This is a genomic window from Streptomyces sp. NPDC005962, from assembly GCF_040629205.1.
GTDB lineage: Bacteria > Actinomycetota > Actinomycetes > Streptomycetales > Streptomycetaceae > Streptomyces.
In genome coordinates this window covers 50,609-70,639 of record NZ_JBEXVE010000016.1, presented here as the reverse complement: position 1 = coordinate 70,639, position 20,031 = coordinate 50,609, and the positions used below count along the sequence as shown (strand labels likewise).

Sequence of the window (20,031 nt, the reverse complement as noted above, 5' to 3'; positions counted from 1 at the left end):
CCATTCAACTTCCTGGTTCCCGACCGTTGACATGTGGTGTGGGCCACTCCTACGTTCGGGCAAGCCGGTTCGGGTCTCCGGCACCCCTTCGATATTTCGAACGCGTGGATCTCCCGAGAGGTGTGCGTCAGTGGTGTCGAACCGGTTCGACCAGCAGTCCCCGCCCGTCAACATCGGCGAGATCGCCCGGCTCGCCGGCGTGTCGCGCAGCACCGTCTCGTACGCGCTCAGCGGCAAGCGGCCGATCTCCGACCGCACCCGGCAGCGCATCCAGCAAGTCATCGAGGACCAGGGCTTCCAGCCGAACGCCAGCGCCCGTGCGCTGGCCCACGGCCGCACCCGCACCCTCGGGCTGGTCTTTCCGACCGTCAGCCGCCGCTACACCGATATGCAGCTGGACTTCATCAACAGCGTGGTCGACGCGGCCGCCGCGCACGACCACGACATCCTGCTCTCGCGCAGCGACGGCGACGGCGACGACTCCTTCCGCCGCCTGGTGGGCGAGCGGCGGGTCGACGGCGCGCTGCTGATGGAGATCCGGGCGCCGGACGCGCGGCTGGAGCCGCTGGTCGACTCGGGCTTCCCGTTCGTGTCCATGGGGCACACCGCGCACACGGACACGCTGTCCTGGGTCGATCTGGACTTCGCGGAGCTGACCGCCGCCTGCGTAGCTCATCTCGGGCGGCTCGGCCATCGCCATCTGGCGCTGGTGGGCCGTCCCCGGGAGCTGTTCGACGCCGGGTATGTGCCCGCGCACCAGGGGCGGACCGGCTTTCTGCGGGCCGTCGGCGAACTCGGGCTCACCGGCGAGGTCCACCACTGCGGTGACGACGCCGCCTCGGGCCAGGCCGTGGTGGCGCGGCTCCTCGACCGGGACCCGTACACCACCGCGGTCGTCACGCTCAACGAGGCGGCGCTGGTGGGCCTGTACCGGGGGCTCGGCCTCGCGGGGCGCTCCGTACCCGGGGACTTCTCGGTGACCGGAGTGGCCGCGGCCCGCTGGGCGGAAGCCGTCACCCCGATGATGACCGGCGCCGACGTGCCCTCCGATCTGATGGGCCGACTCGCCGTGGAACTGCTGCTGGAACGGCTGGACGCCCCGGCCGCGGCGCCCCGGCAGCATCTGCTCACCCCTCCGCTCACCCCGCGCGCCAGCACGGGACCGGCACCGCACCGCAACTGACCGACTCACCCCTCGGAGACGCACATGGCCAACCGAGCCAACAGGCCCCCGACCGCCGCCGGGAGAGGTCCCCTCCCCCGCCGCTCCTTCCTGCGGATATCGGGCTCCGGGCTGCTCGCCGCGGGGCTGGCAGGTCCCCTCACCGCCTGCGGGGGCGGGGGCGGCGGGTCGTCGGACAAGAACCTTCTCTGGTGGGACTACCTCGTCGAGGACGCCCGTCAGCCGGGCATCAAGGCCCTGATCACCGGCATCGAGAAGAGCGTCCCCGGGCTGAAGATCACCCGCCGGACCTTTCCGTACGCCGAGCTGGAGCCCGCCCTCATCAAGGGGGCCGCCTCCGGCGATCTGCCGGACCTGGCGATCGTCGACAACACCTCGATGAACTCCCTCGCCCCGCAAGGGCTGCTCACCGACCTCACCGACCGGGTGAAGGAGTGGGGACAGGCCGACGCGTACTACAAGGGCCCGTGGAGCAGCGGGGTCATCGACGGCAAGACCTACTCGGTCCCCAACAACGCCAACTGCCTGGCCCTCTACTACAACACCGAGCTGCTGGAGAAGGCGGGCGTCGAGCCGCCGAAGACCTGGGACGAGCTGTCCGCGGCGGCCCGCAAGCTCACCAGGGGCAGCACCTTCGGGCTGGCGATGAGCGCGGTCAAGACCGAGGAGGGGGTCTTCCAGCTGCTGCCCTTCCTGTGGTCGGCGGGCGGCGATCTGGACACCTTCGCCACCGGCGGCGCCACCGCGCTCACCTTTCTGGGGGAGCTGGTGAAGGCGGGTGCGCTGTCCAAGCAGTGCGTGGGCTGGACCCAGCAGGACGTCAACACCCAGTTCACCTCGGGCCGCGCGGCCATGCAGATCAACGGGCCGTGGCAACTGCCGGGCCTCAAGCAGCAGTCCAAGGTGAAGTGGGGTGTGGTGCCCCTCCCGGTGGACAAGGAGCCCGCGAGCTGCCTCGGCGGGGAGAACTGGGTGATCCTGGGGACCAGTGGCAAGGCCGACCAGGCGTGGCGGGCCATCGAGTACAGCCAGCGCAAGAAGCCCCTGGCGGCCTATCTGGGGTCGGTGGGGCTGCTGCCCGCGCGCAGCGACATGGCGGAGAGCGGCGACTGGGCCACCGATCCCACGCTGAAGGTGTTCGTCCAGGAGTTCGGCAACGCCCGGCCGCGTGCGTACGGCGAGCACTATCCGCAGATGTCCCAGGCCATGGCCGAGGCGTTACAGGCCACTCTCACCGGCAGCTCCTCCCCCGGGGCCGCCGCGAAGAAGGCAGCGGACGCCATCACGCCGAAGCTGTCGAAGTAGCGGGGCCGCGATGTCCACGCAGAACACGGACCTGAAGGTCCGGGAGCCGGTGGTGTTCAGGAGCCCGGCGGCGGGTACCGGCGGGCGGCGCCGTGGCGGCTCCCTCGCCACCCGCCGCACCCGGGCCGGGTACGGCATGTCGGCGCCCGCGCTGCTCTTCCTCGGCACGACCATGCTGTTTCCGCTCGTCTACAACCTCTGGACCTCGGTCCATCAGGTCGAGATCGGCGATCTGGTCACCGGCGACTGGGCGTTCAACGGCGCCGACAACTATGACGCGGTGGTATCCGAGGGCGCCTTCTGGCACGCCGCCCGGATCTCCCTGCTGTTCACGGCCGGTTCGCTGGTCTTCCAGTTCACCATCGGCTTCGCGCTGGCGCTGCTGTTCGTACGGCGGTTCCCGCTGGCCGGGCTGTTCCGGGGGCTGATGCTGGTGGCGTGGCTGCTGCCGCCCATCGTCAGTGGCACCCTCTTCCGCTGGATGCTGGACGCCGACTCGGGCGCGTACAACGAACTGCTGCGCACCATCGGGCTGGACGCGCTGGCGCACAACTGGCTGACCGATCCGAGCACCGCGCTGCCCGGTGTCATCGCCGCCAATGTGTGGGTGGGTGTGCCCTTCAACATGCTGCTGCTCCTGGTCGGGCTCCAGTCCATCGACCCCGCCCTGTACGAGGCGGCCGCCATCGACGGCGCGGGGCCCTGGCAGCGGCTGCGCCACCTCACCCTGCCGCTGATGCGGCCGGTGGCGGCGGCGGTGCTGCTGCTCGGCCTGGTGTACACGTTCAAGGTCTTCGACCTGGTCTTCGTGCTGACCGGCGGCGGCCCCGTCGACTCCACGACCGTACTCCCCCTCTACGTCTACCAGTCGGCGTTTCGGCTCTTCCAGCTCGGCCGGGGCGCGGCGGCCGGCACGCTGCTGCTGCTCGTACCGCTGCTGGTGGCCGTGGCGTACGTACGCCGGTTGCGCAAGGAAGGAGCCGCCGCATGACCCGCCCCCGCCGCCCCTGGCTGCTGACCCTGGTCGCGGGCGTCATCACCGCCTTCTTCCTGCTGCCGCTGTACTGGATGATCGCCACCTCGCTGAAACGCCCCGACGAGGTGCTCAGCTCGCCGCCGCAGTGGTTTCCCACGCCGCCGAGCGGCGAGAGCTACGCACGGGCGCTGGACAAGCCGATGCTCGGGCAGGCGCTGCTCAACAGCGTCGCCATCTCGTTGGGCGTGGTGGCGCTGACCCTGGTGCTCGCGGTGCCGCTCACCTACGCCGTGGCACGCATCCGGATGCGCGGCTCGGCGGCCATGGTGCTGTCGCTGCTGGTGGCGCAGCTGCTGCCGAGCATCGTACTGGCCGCCCCGCTGTTCATCGTGCTCCGGGACGCCGGGCTGAACAACACGCTGCTGGGGCTGGTGATCGCGGACACCACCCTCACCCTGCCCTTCGCGGTGATCATTCTGCGGCCGCTGGTGCGCGCCATGCCCGCCGAGATCGAGGAGGCGGCGCTGGTGGACGGCTGCGGTCTGCCGGGGGTGCTGTGGCGGATCGTGCTGCCGGTGATGCGGCCGGGGCTGATCGCGGTCGGCGCGTTCTCCTTCCTGCTCGGCTGGGGCGAGTTCGTGTTCGGCATCACCGTGAACAGCGACCCCGAGGTCCAGCCGGTCACCGTGCTGCTGAATACGTTCGTGGGCCAGACCGGCACCGCCTGGGGGCCGCTGATGGCGGCCGCGACGATCGTCAGCGTGCCGGTGGTGGCTGTCTTCGCGATGCTGCAGCGGTTCATCGTGGGCGGGCTCACCGCCGGAAGCGTCAAATCCTGAAGGGGATTGGCCGATCGGGGCATATGCCTGCCTTCGGGATGCGGCTAGCTTTCTGCTCATCCTGACGTCACGTCAGGACATGTTGAGCGAAGGCGAGTTGATCGGGATGCGAAGACGCAGGGACATCCTGAGGGCGGCCGGGGCCGTGGCGGGCGCCACCGCGGTGGGTGCCTTGGGCAGCGGCACGGCCGCCGCCGTGTCCGGAGGGGCGGCGGCCGTACGGGGTACGAGACGCATCTCCAGTTCCGTGGGGACCCGGCTGAACACCTTCCGGGACGCCTCGGGGCTGGTGACCGTGTCGGTGTTCTCCCATCGGGGGAACCCGCCCCAGCAGCACTGGATCGATGAGACCGTGCTGGTCGGCGACGGCGACATGATCGCCATCGGCGGTGGTGCCACCGCGGTCGAGTACCCGAACGGGGCGCTGCTGACCGCCTCGTACCCCACCGACGACCTCTCGGGCTGGACCGTCGGTTCGAAGGACCATATCGACGCCCAGGCCCATGAGCTGACGTCCTATGTCATCGGTCTGAAGATCGCCGGGATGAGCCGGGACGAACTGCTGCGCTCGGTGTACGTCTCACGCGCGGACAGCGGAGTCGCCCCGCATCCGGAGGCCGAGGCGGGACTTCCGTCGTCCACCGACTATGTGCTGGTCGGCGGCGGGTTCCGGGTGGACTGGCACGGTGGCGGCAATCTGGCCACCGCGTCCTTCCCGTCGACGGAGACCTCCTGGAAGGCGCGGTCGAAGGACCATGAGGTGTCCGATCCGGCCAACATCCGGGTGTTCGCGATCGCGCTGCGCCGCCAGCTGCGGGTCGGGACGGTGTCCAACAGCTTCATGCGGTCCGACTCCGGCCAGTCGCCGCACCCGGCCGCGGTGGCGTCGGTCGAGCCCGGGTTCGCGCTGACCGGAGGCGGCGCCGACGTGCACTGGCGGGGTGCGGGCAACATGCTGTGGAAGCTGGAACCGGCGACCGGCCAGACGCCGAGCTTCAGCGCGGCCGCCAAGGACCACCGGGTCGCCGACCCGGCCACGATCACGGCGTACTCGGTGGGCATCCGGATCGGCTGACCGGACCGGGCGGGCCCGGCGGGGCCTGCCCGTCTCCACCGGCGGGACCAGGTGTCACCGCCGGTGGAGGCTCCATGACCAGCGGTACGTCCCCGCCCCCAGCCGGTAGCGCGGCAGGGTGTCCGGACCGCAGGACGCCGTGCCCAGACCGCGGTGCGCGGCGTCGAGGTGCACCACACACCGCGGTCGGGGCACCAGTTCGTCGTGGTGGGTGGCGGCGGCCAGATCGGCCGCCCGGTGGCGGGTGACCGACACCTGGCGCGGCAGGTCCAGCCGCACCGCCAGCCCGCCGCCCGCGTCCGCCGACAGCAGCGAGAAGCCGCGCACCCCGTGCCGTCCCCCGCTCTCCTGCGGTCTGAGGTACGGGGTGAACAGCCGGTCCACCCGGACGCTGTGGTGTCCGACCGGCCCGCCCGCGCACCGGTCCGGGTACGTCTCCCAGGGGCCCTGGCCGTACCACTCCAGATGGTCCAGGCCGCACACCGTCTCGAAGACCGTGCCCACGCGCGCCGCGTCGGTCAGCCCCTGGGGAAGGTCGGCCGTCTCCTCCACCAGCAGTCCGCCGTCGGGCAGCGGGGTGAAGACCTGGAGGTGTTCGACGGTGCCCGCGGCGGTGGCGTACGCGCCGCGCACCAGGGTCCGGGCGCCGTCGCGGTCGACGGAGAGGGGTTCGCGTTCCAGCCGGTCCAGGCCCAGGGCGCGCCAGTGGTCGGCGGCGCCGCCCAGCAGGTCGTTGTCGGTGGGCGCGCGCCACAGGCTGAGCACGGGCGGGGAGGTCAGCAGCGGATGGCGCAACAGGCCGTCCGCATCGAGGGAAACCACCGGGCCGGACGCCGTCACGGGCGCGGGAGCGGCCCGCTGACGGAGCCGGATCTGCGGGGTGCACACCTCGGTGCCGCGCGGCGCCCAGGGCTCGTCGCCCCGGGTGGTGACCCGCAGCGTGAGCCATGCCTCGCCGCCGTCGACGGGCAGCGAGTCCACCAGTTCGGGTGGGGGGTCGAGGCGCCCCGACGCCCCGGGCGGGAGCGCGGCTGGCAGCGTGGCGGGGGCGGTGCGGGTGCCCGCGTCCTCCAGGGACAGCACCCACTCGGCGGTCAGCCAGGACAGATCGCGGAAGTGCTGGGCGTTGGTGAGGCGCGCGGAGCCGTCCGGCTCGCGCGACAGCCGCAGGGGCGCCGCGAGTTCGCGGTGTTCGTACAGGGCGGGTTTCGGGGTGCGGTCGGGGAAGACCACTCCGTCCGCGCAGAACGCGCCGTCGTTCGGGGTGTCGCCGAAGTCGCCGCCGTACGCCCAGCGGTAGCCCTCGGCGGCCACCCCGTGGGCGTACGCGCCCTCGCCGCCGCGGCCCGCCGGGCGGCCCGCGGCGCGTCCGGTGGTGCGCTGGAGCAGTCCGTGGTCCCAGAACTCCCAGATGAAGCCGCCCTGGAGGCCGGGGGTGGTCTCGATGGCGGCCCAGTGGTCGGCGAGGGTGCCGTTGCTGTTGCCCATGGCGTGCGAGTACTCGCACAGGATGAGCGGTTTGGTCTGCTCGCCGGAGGTGGCGTGCGCGGTGATCTCGTCCAGCGAGGCGTACATCGGGCAGAGGATGTCGGAGGCGACCTCCGGCGAGGCCCAGCCGGTCTTGGCCGCGCCCTCGTACTGGAGCGGCCGGGTCGGGTCGTAGCGGCGCAGCCATCCGGCGGCCGCGTCGTGGTTGGCGCCGTAGTCGCTCTCGTTGCCCAGCGACCAGATGATGACGCTCGGGTGGTTCTTGTCGCGGAGCACCATGCGCGCGACCCGGTCGGTGAAGGCGGCCAGGTAGCGCGGATCGTCGGCGATCTCATGGGCGTGGTCGTGGCTCTCGATATCCGCCTCGTCCACCAGGTAGAGGCCGAGTTCATCGGCGAGGTCGAGGAGCGCGGGATCGTTGGGGTAATGCGAGGTACGGACGGCGTTGAAGCCGAAGCGCTTGATGGTCTCCAGGTCGGCGCGCATCTCCGCGGGCGTGACCGTGCGCCCGGTGAGCGGGTGGAAGTCATGCCGGTTGACGCCGCGGATGAACACCCGCTCGCCGTTGACCAGCAGATCCCGGCCCACGACCGCGACGGTGCGGAAACCCACGCGGTGGCGGGAGGTGTCGGCGGTCGTCCCGTCGGGGCGGTGCAGCGTCACGGTGAGCCCGTACAGCTCGGGCGTCTCGGCGGACCAGGCGCGCACCCCGGGGACGGTCGTGTGCAGCCGTGCCTCGCCGAGGAAGTCGGACACCCGCCCCTCGTCGGCGCACCACGCGTCGTACTCCTCGTCCACGGCCAGCTCCCCGACGCCGTCGAGGTGGGCCGAGACCCGCCATCCGGCGGGCAGCGCGCCGTCCGCCGTGCGCACCTGGACGTCGACCCGCAGCCGTCCGTCCGCGGGTGCGGTGATCCGCACATCGGCCAAGTGCAGCGGATCGGTGGCGTAGAGGAGGACGGGCCGGGTGATGCCGCCGTGCCACCACTGGTCCTGGTCCTCGATGTGGGAGGCGTCGGACCACTTCACCACGGTCAGCCGCAGGGTGTCGCTCGCCCCGGGGTGTACGGCGTGGCTGATGTCGAACTCGCTCGCGAGGTGGGAGTCCTTGCCGATGCCCACCGGGCGGCCGCCCACCTCGGCGAGCAGCACGCTCTCCGCGGCGCCGACCTGGAGGACGATACGGCGGCCCGCCCACGCGGCCGGGATGTGGAACTCCCGCTCGTGGACTCCGGTGGGGTTGTCGGCGGGCGGGTGCGGCGGGTACTCCGGCCACGGCATCCGCCAGTTGGTGTACGACGGGAGGTCGCCGGTGTCCTGGGTGGTCCAGGGGCCGGGGACCTCCAGCCGGGTCCAGGTGCCGGCCGGCTCGGTCGTGGGCGTGGGCAGCAACTGGAAGCGCCAGGGGCCGTCCAGGGAGAGGCTGTCCGGCCTGCGGTCGACGGCGTGCGTCGGCAGCCGTCGCCAGGAGGTCAGCTCGGGGGATTCCCACGGCCGCAGCTCTCCCCACAGGGAGGGGGGTACGGACATCAGCGGATGGCCCCCTTGCCGAGGTCGGCCATGATCTGCCGGGCGCCGATGAAGAACACCACGAGCAGCGGGAGCAGCGCGAGCAGCGCCCCGGCCATCACCATGCCGTAGTCGGTGGTGCCGTGGACGCTGTTGAGCTGGGACAGCGCGACCTGGAGCGTCACATGGTCGGGGTTGATCAGCGCGATCAGCGGCCAGGCGTAGTCGTTCCACTGGCCCATGAAGGTGAAGATGCCGAGGAAGGCGAGGCCCGGCCGGACCACGGGCAGCGCCACGTGCCAGTACTGCCGCAGGAAGCCGCAGCCGTCGAGCCGGGAGGAGTCCATCAGCTCGTCGTGGATGGCGCCCCGCATGTACTGGCGCATCCAGAAGATGCCGAAGGCGTTGGCCGCGGCCGGTACGACCAGGGAGGTGAGGGAGCCGATCCAGCCCAGCTTCGCCATGATGACGAACTGCGGGATGGCCTGGAGCTGGGCGGGCACCATGAAGATGCCCATCATCAGGACGAACAGCAGGCGGCGGCCGGGGAATTCGTACTTGGCGAAGACGAAGGCCGCGAGCGAGTCGAAGAAGAGCACCAGGAACGTCACGGAGGCCGCGACGATCAGGGTGTTGGCCATCGAGCCGAAGAAGTCGATGTTCTGGAAGAGATGGCGGACGTTCTCCAGGAAGTGGGTGCCCGGCAGCAGCTTCGGCGGGAACTGGAAGATCTCGGTCGACGTGCGGGTCGACATGACGATCGTCCAGTAGAAGGGGAAGAGCGAGAGCAGCACCCCGGCGATGAGCGAGATATGGAGGGACAGTCCCCGGGCACGTGTGCCCTTCATGCCCTTCACACCTTTTATACCCTGCATGACGGTCTCCCTACGCGTCCTTGCGCTGCACCAGGCGCCAGTTGATGATCGAGAAGAGCGCGACGACGAGGAAGATGCCCCAGGCGATGGCGGCGCCGTAGCCGAAGTCGTTGTTGTCGAAGCTCTGCTGGAAGAAGTAGAGGACCATCGTCTGGCCGGAGTTGCCCGGGCCGCCCGCGAAGGTCGAGGTGTTGTTGGTGTTGGCCAGCAGCACCTGGGGTTCGGTGAAGCTCTGCAGGCCGGTGACGGTCGAGACGATGAGGGCGAAGAGGATGATCGGCCGCATCATCGGCACGGTGATCCGGAAGAAGGTCTGCACCGGTCCCGCGCCGTCGACGCGGGCGGCCTCGTACAGCTCGGTCGGGATGGTCTGCAGCCCGGCGAGGAAGATCAGCGCGTTGTAGCCGGTCCACTGCCAGGTCATCAGCATCGCGATGGCGATCTTGATGCCCCAGGCGGAGTTCAGCCAGGCCACCTGGTCCAGTCCGAGCCCCTGGAGCACGGCGTTGGCGAGGCCGAAGTTGGTGGAGAAGACCGAGGAGAAGATGATCGCGACGGCGACGACGGACGTGACGTTCGGCAGGAAGTAGGCGAAGCGGTAGAAGTTCTTGAAGCGCACCGCGGAGTTGAGCATCACGGCGGTCACCAGCGCGAGGAAGAGCATCGGCAGGGTGGCCATGGCCCAGATGGTCAGGGTGTTGGTGAGGGAGTGCCAGAACTGGGCGTCGCCGAGCAGATAGCGGTACTGCGAGAGCCCGGCGTACTCCATCGTGCCCAGCCCGTCCCAGCGGTGGAACGAGAGGTAGAGGGAGTACCCCACCGGGATCAGCCCGAAGCAGAGGAAGAGCAGGTAGAACGGGGAGATCGCGAGGTAGAGCCGCCAGTATCCGAGGATGGACCGCGGCTTGTGGCACACGGCGGCGGCCTTCGTACCGCCGCGGGCGGCGGGCGGGGCACCGAGCCCGGGCACGGCGGTCATACCAGCACCCCCATGTGCTCCGCTATGCGTCGGCATTTGCTCATGGCGTCCTTCCAGGCCCGGGCGGGGTTCTTGTCGAGCGCGTTCACATTGCGCAGTTCGTCCGAGACCACCTGGTCCAGGGCGTAGTCATAGGGGCTGTGGTAGGCGACCGGGATCTTCCGTGCCGCCGGGCCGAAGACGTCGATGGTGGCCTGGCCGCCGAAGAACGGGTCCGGCGCTCGCATCGCCTTCAGCCGGTACGAGGCGGGGGTGGACGGGAAGAGGGTGGCGTCCGTGAAACCGCGGGCCTGGTTGGCGGGGTTGAGCAGCCAGGTGATGATCTCAAAGGCCTGCTCGGGTTCCCGGCAGTACTTGGTGATGGCGAGGAAGGAGCCGCCGTTGTTGGCGGCGCCGCCGGGCATGGCCGCCACCCGCCACTTGCCGCTGGTCTTCGGCACGGTCAGCTTGAGGTCCCCGGCCGCCCAGGAGGCGCCGAGCTGGCTGGGCAGCAGGCCCTTCTCGATCGCCGAGTTGGAGTCCGGTGTGCCGGACTGGTACTTCGAGCACAGCCCGCGCTGATACGCCTCGATCGCGGTGCCCCAGGCGCGGCGCACATGCTCGCCGTCGCCGATGAAGTGGCGCTCCTTGTCGACGTAGCGCTTGGTGCTCTGGGCGAGCATGTACTGGTAGACCGTGAGCGCGTCGATGAGCAGATAGGCGCCCCGGACCTTCCGCTTCAGCCGCTCGCCCGCGTCGAGGTACGCGTCCCAGGTGTTCATCTCCCGGGCGACGTCGGCCGGGTCCGTGGGCAGTCCGGCCCGGTCGAACACAGCGGGCATGTAGTAGTGGGCGACCGGTCCGGTGTCGATGGGGAAGCCGACCATACGGCCGTCGGGGGCGCAGCCCTCCGCCCATTTCCAGGGCAGGTACTGGCTCTTGAGCCGTTCCGCGCCGAGGGTGCGCAGATCGACGAACTGTCCGGCGTTCGGGAGGTACGAGGCCATGTCCTCGCCCTTGAGGCCGGTGATGTCGGGGACGTACGACCGTCCGGCCATCGTGGTCATCAGCTTGGACTTGAAGTAGCCGCCGATCTGGGCCGGCTTCAGCGAGACGCCCGTGAAGCGCGTCCTGGCGTCGGCGACGACCTTGTCGCTGAGCCCGCCGGTCCAGTACCAGAGGGTCATGTCGCGGCCCGTGGAACCGCTCGGTACCGAGCAGCCCGCCGTGGTGCCGCCGAGCGTCGCGACCGCCGTGGTGGCCAGTCCCGCGCGCAGCAGCCCTCTCCGGGAGAGGTGCACCGCTCCCACCACCCTTCAAAAGTGTGCAAGGTATGGCACAGGATCGTGCGCCTCCCGATCAGAAAGAGCAATAGTTGAGCAGAAGCAAGCATAGAAATGATTGAGAATGACGAGTACTGTGCACGGCGTGCTGGCTGAGCGACGACATCAAATGATCTTGCGAGCGCTGCGTTCCGGTGGACCGGCCGCTGTGGCGGACCTCTCCGCCCAGCTGAACGTGAGCGCCGCGACAATCCGCCGCGATCTGCTGAAGCTGGAGGAGGAGGGGCTGCTCACCCGGGTGCACGGCGGCGCGGTCGTGGAGGGCGGCGACCAGCCCTTCGCCGAGGTCGCCGAGGTGCGGGTGGCGGACAAGGACGCCATAGCGGTCCGCGCCGCCGAGCTGGTCGAGGACGGGCAGACCGTGCTGCTGGACATCGGCACCACCGCCTATCGCCTCGCCCGGCAGCTGCACGGCCGCAGACTCACCGTGATCACCAGCAATCTGGTGGTCTACGAGGAGCTGGCCGACGACGACGCCATCGAGCTGGTGCTGCTCGGCGGGGTGCTCCGGCGCGAGTACCGCTCGCTGGTCGGCTTCCTCACCGAGGACAATCTGCGCCAGCTGCACGCCGACTGGCTCTTCCTGGGCACCAGCGGTGTCCGCCCCGGCGGCCAGGTCATGGACACCACGGTCGTCGAGGTCCCGGTCAAGCGGGCCATGATCGGGGCCTGTGACCGGGTGGTGCTCCTCGCCGACGCGGCCAAGTTCCCGGGCACCGGGATCGCCAAGGTGTGCGACCCCGGCGACCTCGACACCGTGGTGACCAATGCCCCCTCGACCCTGCCGGCCTGTGCCGCGTTCGAGGAGGCCGGAGTGGAAGTGGTGCGGATATGAAACTCACGATCCTGGGCGGCGGCGGATTCCGGGTGCCGCTGGTGTACGGGGCGCTGCTCGGCGATCACGCGGAGGGCCGCGTCACCGAGGTCACCCTGCACGATCTGGACCCGGCCCGGCTCGCGGCCGTCGCCCGGGTGCTCGCCGAGCAGTCCGACGGCATACCGGACGCCCCCGGCGTGAGCGTCACCACGGATCTGGACGAGGCGCTGCGCGGCGCCGACTTCGTCTTCTCCGCGATCCGCGTCGGCGGCCTGGAGGGCCGGGCGGCCGATGAGCGGATCGCCCTCGACCAGGGCGTCCTCGGTCAGGAGACGGTCGGCGCCGGTGGCATCGCGTACGGGCTGCGCACCGTACCCGTCGCCGTGGACATCGCGCGGCGGATCGCCCGGCTCGCGCCCGACGCCTGGGTCATCAACTTCACCAACCCGGCGGGGCTCGTCACCGAGGCCATGTCCCGCCACCTCGGCGACCGGGTCATGGGCATCTGCGACACCCCGGTCGGGCTGGGGCGGCGCGTGGCCCGGGTCCTCGGCGCCGATCCGGACCGGGTGTGGATCGACTACGTCGGGCTCAACCACCTCGGCTGGCTGCGGGCCTTGCGGGTCGACGGGCGCGACGAGCTGCCGCGGCTGCTCGCCGACGACACCGCTCTCGACGCGTTCGAGGAGGGCAGGCTGTTCGGCCGCGAGTGGCTGCGCTCCCTCGGCGCGATCCCCAACGAATACCTGCACTACTACTACTTCAACCGCGAGGCGGTGCGCGCCTTCCAGGAGGCCAAGCAGACCCGCGGCGCGTTCCTCCGCGACCAGCAGGCGGTGTTCTACGACGCGATGCGGGACCCCGCCGCGCCGCCGCTCGCCACCTGGGACCGCACCCGCGCCGAGCGCGAGGCCACCTACATGGCCGAGAACCGTGAGGCGGCGGGCGCCGGTGAGCGCGACACCCACGATCTGGAGTCCGGCGGCTACGAACAGGTGGCGCTCGCGCTGATGCGGGCCATCGCCCGCGACGAGCACGCCACGCTGATCCTCAACGTACGCAACCGCGCCACCCTGGGCGTCCTGGACGAGGACGCCGTCATCGAGGTGCCCTGCCTGGTCGACGCCAATGGCGCCCGGCCCGTCTCCGTCGCTCCCCTCCCCCACCACGCCACCGGCCTGGTGTGCGCCGTCAAGGCCGTCGAACGCGAGGTCATGGCCGCCGCCGAGAGCGGTTCGCGCACCACCGCGGCCAAGGCCTTCGCCCTCCATCCGCTCGTGGACTCGGTCACCGTCGCCCGCCGCCTCGTCGACGACTACGCGAGCGGGCACCCCGGCCTCGCGTATCTGAACCGGAAGTAGGAACCCCCGCCATGCACGATGAACGCCGTCGTATCGAGGAGCGCGTCGAGCGCGTCCTGAAGCAGCGCATACAGCCGGCCGTCCACACCGCGTCCGTGCCCCTCACCATCGAGGCGTGGCAGGTCCCGGACGAGCCGGTGCCGTTCGCGGAGGCCGCGGCCGCCGGGTACGAGCCGTTCGCCCTCGGCACCCCGTGGGGGCCGCCGTGGGGAACCACCTGGTTCCGGGTCCGGGGCGAGGTCCCGGCCGGGTGGGCGGGGCGGCGGGTCGAGGCCGTCTTCGACCTGGGCTTCGTCGGCGACTGGCCGGGCAACCAGGCCGAGGCGCTGGTCCACACCCTGGACGGCCAGCCGCTGAAGGCCGTCAATCCGCAGAACCAGTACGTGGCCGTGGCCGACCCGGCGAAAGGCGGCGAACAGATCGCGTACCTCATCGAGGCCGCCTCCAACCCCGACATCCTCGCCGACGACTTCGCCGCCCCGACCCCGCTGGGCGACAAGCTCACCGCGGGCCGGGCCCCGCTGTACACCTTCGCCCGCGCCGACCTCGCGGTGCTGGACGAGAACGTGTGGCACCTCGCCCTGGACCTCGCGGTGCTGCGCGAACTGATGCTGGAGCTGGACGTACACCAGCCGCGCCGCCACGAGATCGCCCACGCCATCGACCGCGCGCTGGGCCTGCTCGACCTGGAGGACGTGTCCGGCACCGCCGCCGCCGTACGCGACGCGCTGCGCGGTGTCCTGGAACGCCCCGCGCACGCCTCCGCCCACACCATGTCGGCCGTCGGCCACGCCCATATCGACTCCGCGTGGCTGTGGCCGATCCGCGAGACCAAGCGCAAGACCTCGCGCACCTTCTCCAATGTCACGGCGCTGGCCGCCGAGTATCCCGAGTTCATCTTCGCCTGCTCGCAGGCGCAGCAGTACGCATGGGTCAAGGAGGAGTACCCGAAGGTCTGGGCGCGTATCCACGAGGCGGTACGGGCCGGGCAGTGGGCACCGGTCGGCGGCATGTGGGTCGAGGCGGACGGCAACCTGCCCGGCGGCGAGGCCATGGCCCGCCAGCTGGTGCACGGCAAGCGCTTCTTCCTGGACGAGTTCGGCATCGAGACCAAGGGCGTGTGGCTGCCGGACTCCTTCGGCTACAACGCCTGCTTCCCGCAGCTGGCCCGGCTCGCCGGAAACGAGTGGTTCCTGACCCAGAAGCTGTCCTGGAACCAGACCAACAAGCTTCCCCACCACACCTTCTGGTGGGAGGGCCTGGACGGCTCCCGGATCTTCACCCACTTCCCGCCGGTGGACACCTACAACGCCGAGTTCTCCGGCGAGGAGATGGCGCACGCGGTCCGCAACTACGCCGACAAGGGGCGCGGTACGCGCTCCCTGGCGCCGTTCGGGCACGGCGACGGGGGCGGCGGCCCGACCCGGGAGATGCTGGAGCGGGCGCGCCGGCTGGCCGATCTGGAGGGCTCGGCGAAGGTCGTCATCGAGCACCCGGACGACTTCTTCGCCGCCGCGCGCGCCGAGTATCCGGACGCCCCCGTGTGGTCGGGTGAGCTGTATCTGGAGCTGCACCGCGCCACGTACACCTCCCAGGCCCGCACCAAGCAGGGAAACCGGCGCAGCGAGCATCTGCTGCGGGAGGCGGAGCTGTGGGCGACGGCGGCCGCGCTGCGGGTCCCGGGCCACCCGTATCCGTACGAGCGGCTCGACCGGCTGTGGAAGACGGTGCTGCTGCACCAGTTCCACGACATCCTGCCGGGCTCGTCCATCGCCTGGGTGCACCGGGAGGCGGAGGCGGAGTACGCGAGGGTGGCGGCGGAGCTGACGGAGCTCACGTCCTCGGCGCTGCGGGCGCTGGGCACGGAGCCTGGTGGCGCGGACGCCCGCCCGCATGTGTACAACACCAGTCCGCGTCCCCGCGCCGAGGTCGTCGCCGTCCCCGCGGGCACCGCCGACGGGCAGCCGCTCTCCGACGGCCGGGTGGCGGTCTACACCGAGGTGCCCGCGTCCGGCAGCGCTCCGCTCGCCACCGGCGCGGACCCGGCGAGTGAGCCGAAGGGGCGCGCCGCTGTCGAAAGGGAGACGCGCACAGGGAGCGAGGGCTCGTATCGATATGCGGCTCCGCCGCGCGAGCGACCGAGCACGTCGACCGTCGACCAGGGGCTGAGGCGCCCCGGAGGCGAACCGAGCCCCAAAATTGGGCACGTGGTCGTCGGCGACCGGGTGCTCGACAACGGTCTCATCCGCCTCGAACTGGCCCAGGACGGCACCCTCGCCTCCCTCCGCGATCTCACCGCCGACCGCGAGGTGTTCGCCCCGGGCGCCCCCGGCAATCTGCTGCGGCTCCACACCGACCTCCCCAACTGCTGGGACGCCTGGGACGTCGACAAGCACTACCAGCAGCGCTACACCGATCTGCGCGACGCCGAGTCGGTCACCGTCGCCGAGAAGGGCCCGCTGCTCGGTGCGCTGCGTGTCGAGCGCGCCTTCGGAAAGGGCTCGCGGATCGTCCAGACGATCACGGTCAGGGCGGGCAGCCGCCGTATCGACTTCGCCACCGACATCGACTGGCACGAGTCCGAGAAGCTCCTCAAGGCGGCCTTCCCCGTCGACATCCACGCCGACCGCTCCACCGCCGAGATCCAGTTCGGCCACGTCCACCGCCCGACGCACACCAACACCAGCTGGGAGGCGGCCCGGTTCGAGGTGTACGGCCACCGGTGGGTGCATGTGGGCGAGCCGGGCTACGGGGTCGCGGTGCTCAACGACGCGACGTACGGCCACGATGTGTCCCGCACGACCCGCGAGGACGGCGGTACGACGACCACGGTGCGGCTGAGCCTGGTGCGCGCCCCGCGCATCCCCGACCCCGAGGCGGACCAGGGCAGGCACCGCTTCACCTACGCCCTGCTCCCCGGCGCCACCATCCAGGACACCATCGCCGAGGGGTACGCGCTCAACCTCCCGCTGCGGGTGGCCGAAGCGCGGACCGCCCCGGCCCCGCTGGTCACCACGGACGGCCCGGCCGCCGCCATCGAGGCGGTCAAGGCGGCCGACGACCGCTCCGGCGATGTGATCGTGCGGCTCTACGAATCGCTCGGCGGCCGCACCCGCACCACCCTCCGCCCGGGCTTCGCGCACACCGGTGCCGTGGTGACGGACCTCCTGGAGCGGCCGACGGACGACGCCCAGCCCGTCACCGTCCACGAGGACGGCGGCGTCACCGTCGATCTGCGGCCCTTCCAGATCCTCACCCTCCGGTTCAACAGGAGCTGACCGCATGGTGCTCTGGTTCGACGGGGAGTGGGAGCGCGCCGAGGAGCAGTTCCAGCACCATGACGACAACTACAAGTCGACCGGGCAGCTGATCCGCTACTTCACCGAGACCATCGGCGCCGGGGGTGCTGTGGATCGACCCGCCCGCGGCCGCCGGTCTGGACGGTCACGCGACGGTGCTCGCCGTGGAACTCGACGGCGAGCTGGAGCTGTACCGGGGTTCCGGGCGCAGCTGAGGACGGACGGGGCGGGTCAGCGCCGCACCTGGATCAGCGCATGGGTGCCACTGGTACGCCAGTGGCGCTCGCGCGCGTCCAGCGCGGCCTCGGTGTCCGCGTCGAGGCCGGTGATGACGTCCGACTTCAGGGTGCGCAGGGCGGCCACCGGCCCGGGGAAGTACGCGGTGCGGTCGGTGAAGGGGGTGGTCGGGGACCACAGCTGGTCGCCGACGAGGCGGCGGTAGTTCAGATCGCCCTTGAACACGGTGAGCGTGGCGTCCGCGAACTCCCGCCGCAGATCGTCCGGCATCCCGGTGTACGGCAGCGGCGCGCAGAAGAAGTCGTGCGCACGGACGGTGAGCCGCCCATCCGCCATGGCCGCCCACAGCCGCGCCCCGGCCTCGCCCGCGGCGCCCTCGGCGCGGGCCAGCTGGCGCAGACAGTCGACGACGTCGGCGGTGGTCGCGTCGGACACGTAGTACGGGTACGGCTTCACCTGAAGGACGACCCGTCCGGCGCGCCGGTGGCGGAGCAGATGGTCGATGAGGACCAGGTCGGGGAGGAGTTCGCGGCCCGCGTTGTCGGCGACCAGGCACACCGTGACCGGGGCGTCGGCGGGCAGCAGCCGCCACAGGGCGGCCGACTCGCCGGCCACCAGCGGTGCCCCGTCGGACGCCGCGGCGCCACCGGAGGTGATGCGAAAGCCGAGGTCCGCGCGGTTGCCCCAGAGCGAGCCGTGCAGCAGCGCGTCCGCGGCCTCGTCGGCGGGCCGGTCCAGGAGGTCGTCGAGAGCGGTCAGTTCCCGGGCGGCCTCGGGAGTGTCCAGCTCGGCCTGTTTGAAGGGCCGGAACGGGTCGACGCCCTGCCAGGGGCCGGGTGCGAAGTAGCCGACGGCTCCCAGGAGACGGCGGTAGAAGTAGCTCTCGATCCAGAGGAAGGGGACCTCGAACCACGAGCGGCCGAAGTACTCCCGCCCCCAGGTCTGCCACCGGTCGTGGTCGTGCGCGCCCGGGTCGAGCGGGGTGATGACGCCCTCGGCGTGGTCGTGGCGCAGCGCGTCGAGCGCGCGGTGCTGGCCGGGGCTGTACGGGAAGGCGTCCCGGACCTTCTCGATGAGCGCCGGATGCCGCTCGGCCAGCACACTGCGGGCGAACGATCCGGGCTCATCGCCGAGGATCACGGGCGCGTCGACGGGTTCGCACATGGCAGCCAGGGTTTCACACCGCGCCGCGGGGGACGGTCCGCCGGTCACCGGGTCGGCCGGTAGGCCGGTCAGCTCGGGATGATCAGGTCGATGCCGTACGCGGCGACCGCCAGGCAGGCGGCGAAGCACACCACCGCGACGGCCACGGCCCCCTTCGCCCGGCCGTCCCGCCTCGGCGAGGACCCGCCGCCGCGATCGTCGCCCGCGGCACGGGCCCAGGCGGCGATGCCGAGCGAGAACATCACGACCACCACGACGGTGATTCCCAGGCTGACTCCGAAGACCCCTCCGAGGGTGCCCCACTCGACATTCATCGCGTCCGCCTCCTTCGCCGCGCCGTCCATGGTCCGCATCTGGTGGGGTGCGTCAGTGCGGGGCCGGGGTCACGCCGCCGGGCGGACGGCCTGCTCCGGGCGTTCGGCGGCGGGCAGCTCGTTGACGTTGCCCGAGGTGACCGGGCGGCGGCGGGAGAGTGCGTAGAAGCCCGCGGCCGCCACCACCGCGACGCTCGCCACCAGGGCCACGCCCGCGTCGCCCCGGTCGGCGACCCAGGCCGCGACACCTCCCACGGCCGCCGCCGCGGGCAGCGTGAGCAGCCAGGACACCGCGATCCGCCCGGCGATCCCCCAGCGCACCTGGGCCAGCTTGCGGCCGAGCCCGGCGCCCAGGATGCTGCCGGTGCAGACCTGGGTGGTGGACAGCGCGAAGCCCATATGGGACGAGGCGAGGATGACCGCGGTGGCGCTGGTCTCGGCCGCGAACCCCTGCGGGGTCTGGATGTCGGTGAGCCCGCGGCCCATGGTCCGGATGATCCGCCACCCTCCGGCGTACGTGCCCAGGGAGATCGCCATCCCCGCGGTCAGCACCACCCACCACGGCGGTCCGGTGCCATGGTCGAGCACCCCGGCGGAGATGAGGGAGAGGGTGATGACGCCCATCGTCTTCTGCGCGTCATTGGTACCGTGGGCGAGAGCGACCAGGGAGGCCGAGCCGACCTGGCCCGCGCGGAAGCCTTTGCGGACCGCCCCGCGCGCCGCGCGGCGGGTGATCACATAGGCCAGATAGGTGGCGAGCGTGGCCACCACGCAGGCCACCAGCGGGGAGGCGACCGCCGGGATCACTATCTTTTCGAGGATCTCGGCGAACCGCACCGCCGATCCCCCGGCTCCCACCCACACCGCCCCGATCAGCCCGCCGAAGAGGGCGTGGGACGAACTGGAGGGCAGCCCGATCAGCCAGGTGACCAGATTCCACAGAATCGCCCCCACCAGCCCCGCGAAGATCATCGCCAAGGAGACCCGGGCATCGTCCACGATGCCGTTGGAGATCGTCTTGGCCACTTCGGTGGAGAGGAACGCACCGGCCAGGTTCAGCACTCCGGCGACGGTGACGGCGATCCGGGGAGACAGCGCTCCGGTGGCGATGGAGGTGGCCATGGAGTTGGCCGTGTCATGGAAGCCGTTGGTGAAGTCGAAGGCCAGCGCCGTAATGATCACTACGATGAGCAGGAAGGATACGGACCCCATCCGGACCTCCCGCGCCGGAGTGCCACGCGCCGTCGCGCCGAACCATCCGCGGAATTCGCTGCCTTTCCCACGCTAA

Annotated in this window: 16 protein-coding genes; 8 read left to right on the top strand and 8 right to left on the bottom strand. The window is 71.1% G+C overall.

Features of this window, described 5'->3' with window-relative positions; genetic code table 11:
- Positions 1-130 precede the first annotated feature (130 nt).
- The 4 genes from ABZ370_RS25320 to ABZ370_RS25305 are packed head-to-tail and all read left to right on the top strand — an operon-like array spanning position 131 to position 4,303.
- Positions 131-1,183 (top strand): LacI family DNA-binding transcriptional regulator, encoded by a 1,053-nt coding sequence (locus ABZ370_RS25320; RefSeq protein WP_358625030.1) that lies wholly within the window; start codon positions 131-133, stop codon positions 1,181-1,183.
- Between the two features lie 24 nt (positions 1,184-1,207).
- Positions 1,208-2,488 (top strand): sugar ABC transporter substrate-binding protein, encoded by a 1,281-nt coding sequence (locus tag ABZ370_RS25315; RefSeq protein WP_358625028.1) that lies wholly within the window; start codon positions 1,208-1,210, stop codon positions 2,486-2,488.
- A 10-nt stretch (positions 2,489-2,498) separates the two neighbouring features.
- Complete coding sequence (locus ABZ370_RS25310; RefSeq protein ID WP_358625026.1) at positions 2,499-3,479, top strand: sugar ABC transporter permease; 981 nt, start codon at positions 2,499-2,501, stop codon at positions 3,477-3,479.
- Complete coding sequence (locus tag ABZ370_RS25305; RefSeq protein WP_358625024.1) at positions 3,476-4,303, top strand: carbohydrate ABC transporter permease; 828 nt, start codon at positions 3,476-3,478, stop codon at positions 4,301-4,303. Before ABZ370_RS25310 ends, ABZ370_RS25305 begins: the two co-directional genes overlap by 4 nt.
- Positions 4,304-4,375: 72 nt before the next feature.
- Here the strand turns inward: ABZ370_RS25305 and ABZ370_RS25300 are convergent, their stop codons facing one another.
- Positions 4,376-4,540, bottom strand: coding sequence for a hypothetical protein (locus tag ABZ370_RS25300; protein WP_358625022.1), 165 nt, complete (start codon positions 4,538-4,540; stop codon positions 4,376-4,378).
- Positions 4,541-4,550: 10 nt separating this feature from the next.
- Between ABZ370_RS25300 and ABZ370_RS25295 the strand changes: the two genes are divergently transcribed.
- Positions 4,551-5,378 (top strand): hypothetical protein, encoded by an 828-nt coding sequence (locus ABZ370_RS25295; RefSeq protein WP_358625020.1) that lies wholly within the window; start codon positions 4,551-4,553, stop codon positions 5,376-5,378.
- 54 nt (positions 5,379-5,432) lie between these two features.
- Here the strand turns inward: ABZ370_RS25295 and ABZ370_RS25290 are convergent, their stop codons facing one another.
- Genes ABZ370_RS25290 through ABZ370_RS25275 form a run of 4 tightly spaced genes read right to left on the bottom strand, consistent with a single transcriptional unit; the run spans position 5,433 to position 11,509 of the window.
- Positions 5,433-8,396 (bottom strand): glycoside hydrolase family 2 TIM barrel-domain containing protein, encoded by a 2,964-nt coding sequence (locus ABZ370_RS25290; protein WP_358625018.1) that lies wholly within the window; start codon positions 8,394-8,396, stop codon positions 5,433-5,435.
- Positions 8,396-9,250 (bottom strand): carbohydrate ABC transporter permease, encoded by an 855-nt coding sequence (locus ABZ370_RS25285; RefSeq protein WP_358625016.1) that lies wholly within the window; start codon positions 9,248-9,250, stop codon positions 8,396-8,398. The genes ABZ370_RS25290 and ABZ370_RS25285 overlap by 1 nt, the downstream gene beginning before the upstream one ends.
- Before the next feature lie 10 nt (positions 9,251-9,260).
- The gene (locus tag ABZ370_RS25280) at positions 9,261-10,229 is read right to left on the bottom strand and encodes a sugar ABC transporter permease (RefSeq protein ID WP_358625014.1); all 969 of its coding nucleotides are present in this window, start codon (positions 10,227-10,229) and stop codon (positions 9,261-9,263) included.
- A complete protein-coding gene (locus ABZ370_RS25275; RefSeq protein WP_358625203.1) occupies positions 10,226-11,509 on the bottom strand; it encodes an extracellular solute-binding protein in 1,284 nt (427 codons plus the stop codon). Before ABZ370_RS25275 ends, ABZ370_RS25280 begins: the two co-directional genes overlap by 4 nt.
- Before the next feature lie 127 nt (positions 11,510-11,636).
- On the opposite strand from ABZ370_RS25275, the gene ABZ370_RS25270 reads away from it, so the two are divergent.
- Genes ABZ370_RS25270 through ABZ370_RS25260 form a run of 3 tightly spaced genes read left to right on the top strand, consistent with a single transcriptional unit; the run spans position 11,637 to position 17,007 of the window.
- Entirely contained in the window at positions 11,637-12,386 is a 750-nt protein-coding gene (locus ABZ370_RS25270) for a DeoR/GlpR family DNA-binding transcription regulator (protein WP_358625201.1), read from the top strand.
- Entirely contained in the window at positions 12,383-13,729 is a 1,347-nt protein-coding gene (locus ABZ370_RS25265; protein ID WP_358625013.1) for a 6-phospho-beta-glucosidase, read from the top strand. Before ABZ370_RS25270 ends, ABZ370_RS25265 begins: the two co-directional genes overlap by 4 nt.
- An 11-nt stretch (positions 13,730-13,740) precedes the next feature.
- Positions 13,741-17,007, top strand: a complete 3,267-nt coding sequence (locus ABZ370_RS25260; protein ID WP_358625011.1) for a glycoside hydrolase family 38 C-terminal domain-containing protein — start codon at positions 13,741-13,743, stop codon at positions 17,005-17,007.
- Positions 17,008-17,259: 252 nt separating this feature from the next.
- Here the strand turns inward: ABZ370_RS25260 and ABZ370_RS25255 are convergent, their stop codons facing one another.
- The 3 genes from ABZ370_RS25255 to ABZ370_RS25245 form a co-directional block, all read right to left on the bottom strand.
- Positions 17,260-18,429, bottom strand: coding sequence for a damage-control phosphatase ARMT1 family protein (locus ABZ370_RS25255; protein WP_358625009.1), 1,170 nt, complete (start codon positions 18,427-18,429; stop codon positions 17,260-17,262).
- Positions 18,430-18,497: 68 nt separating this feature from the next.
- Complete coding sequence (locus ABZ370_RS25250; RefSeq protein WP_358625007.1) at positions 18,498-18,743, bottom strand: hypothetical protein; 246 nt, start codon at positions 18,741-18,743, stop codon at positions 18,498-18,500.
- Positions 18,744-18,812: 69 nt separating this feature from the next.
- Entirely contained in the window at positions 18,813-19,955 is a 1,143-nt protein-coding gene (locus ABZ370_RS25245; protein ID WP_358625005.1) for an inorganic phosphate transporter, read from the bottom strand.
- Positions 19,956-20,031 lie beyond the last annotated feature (76 nt).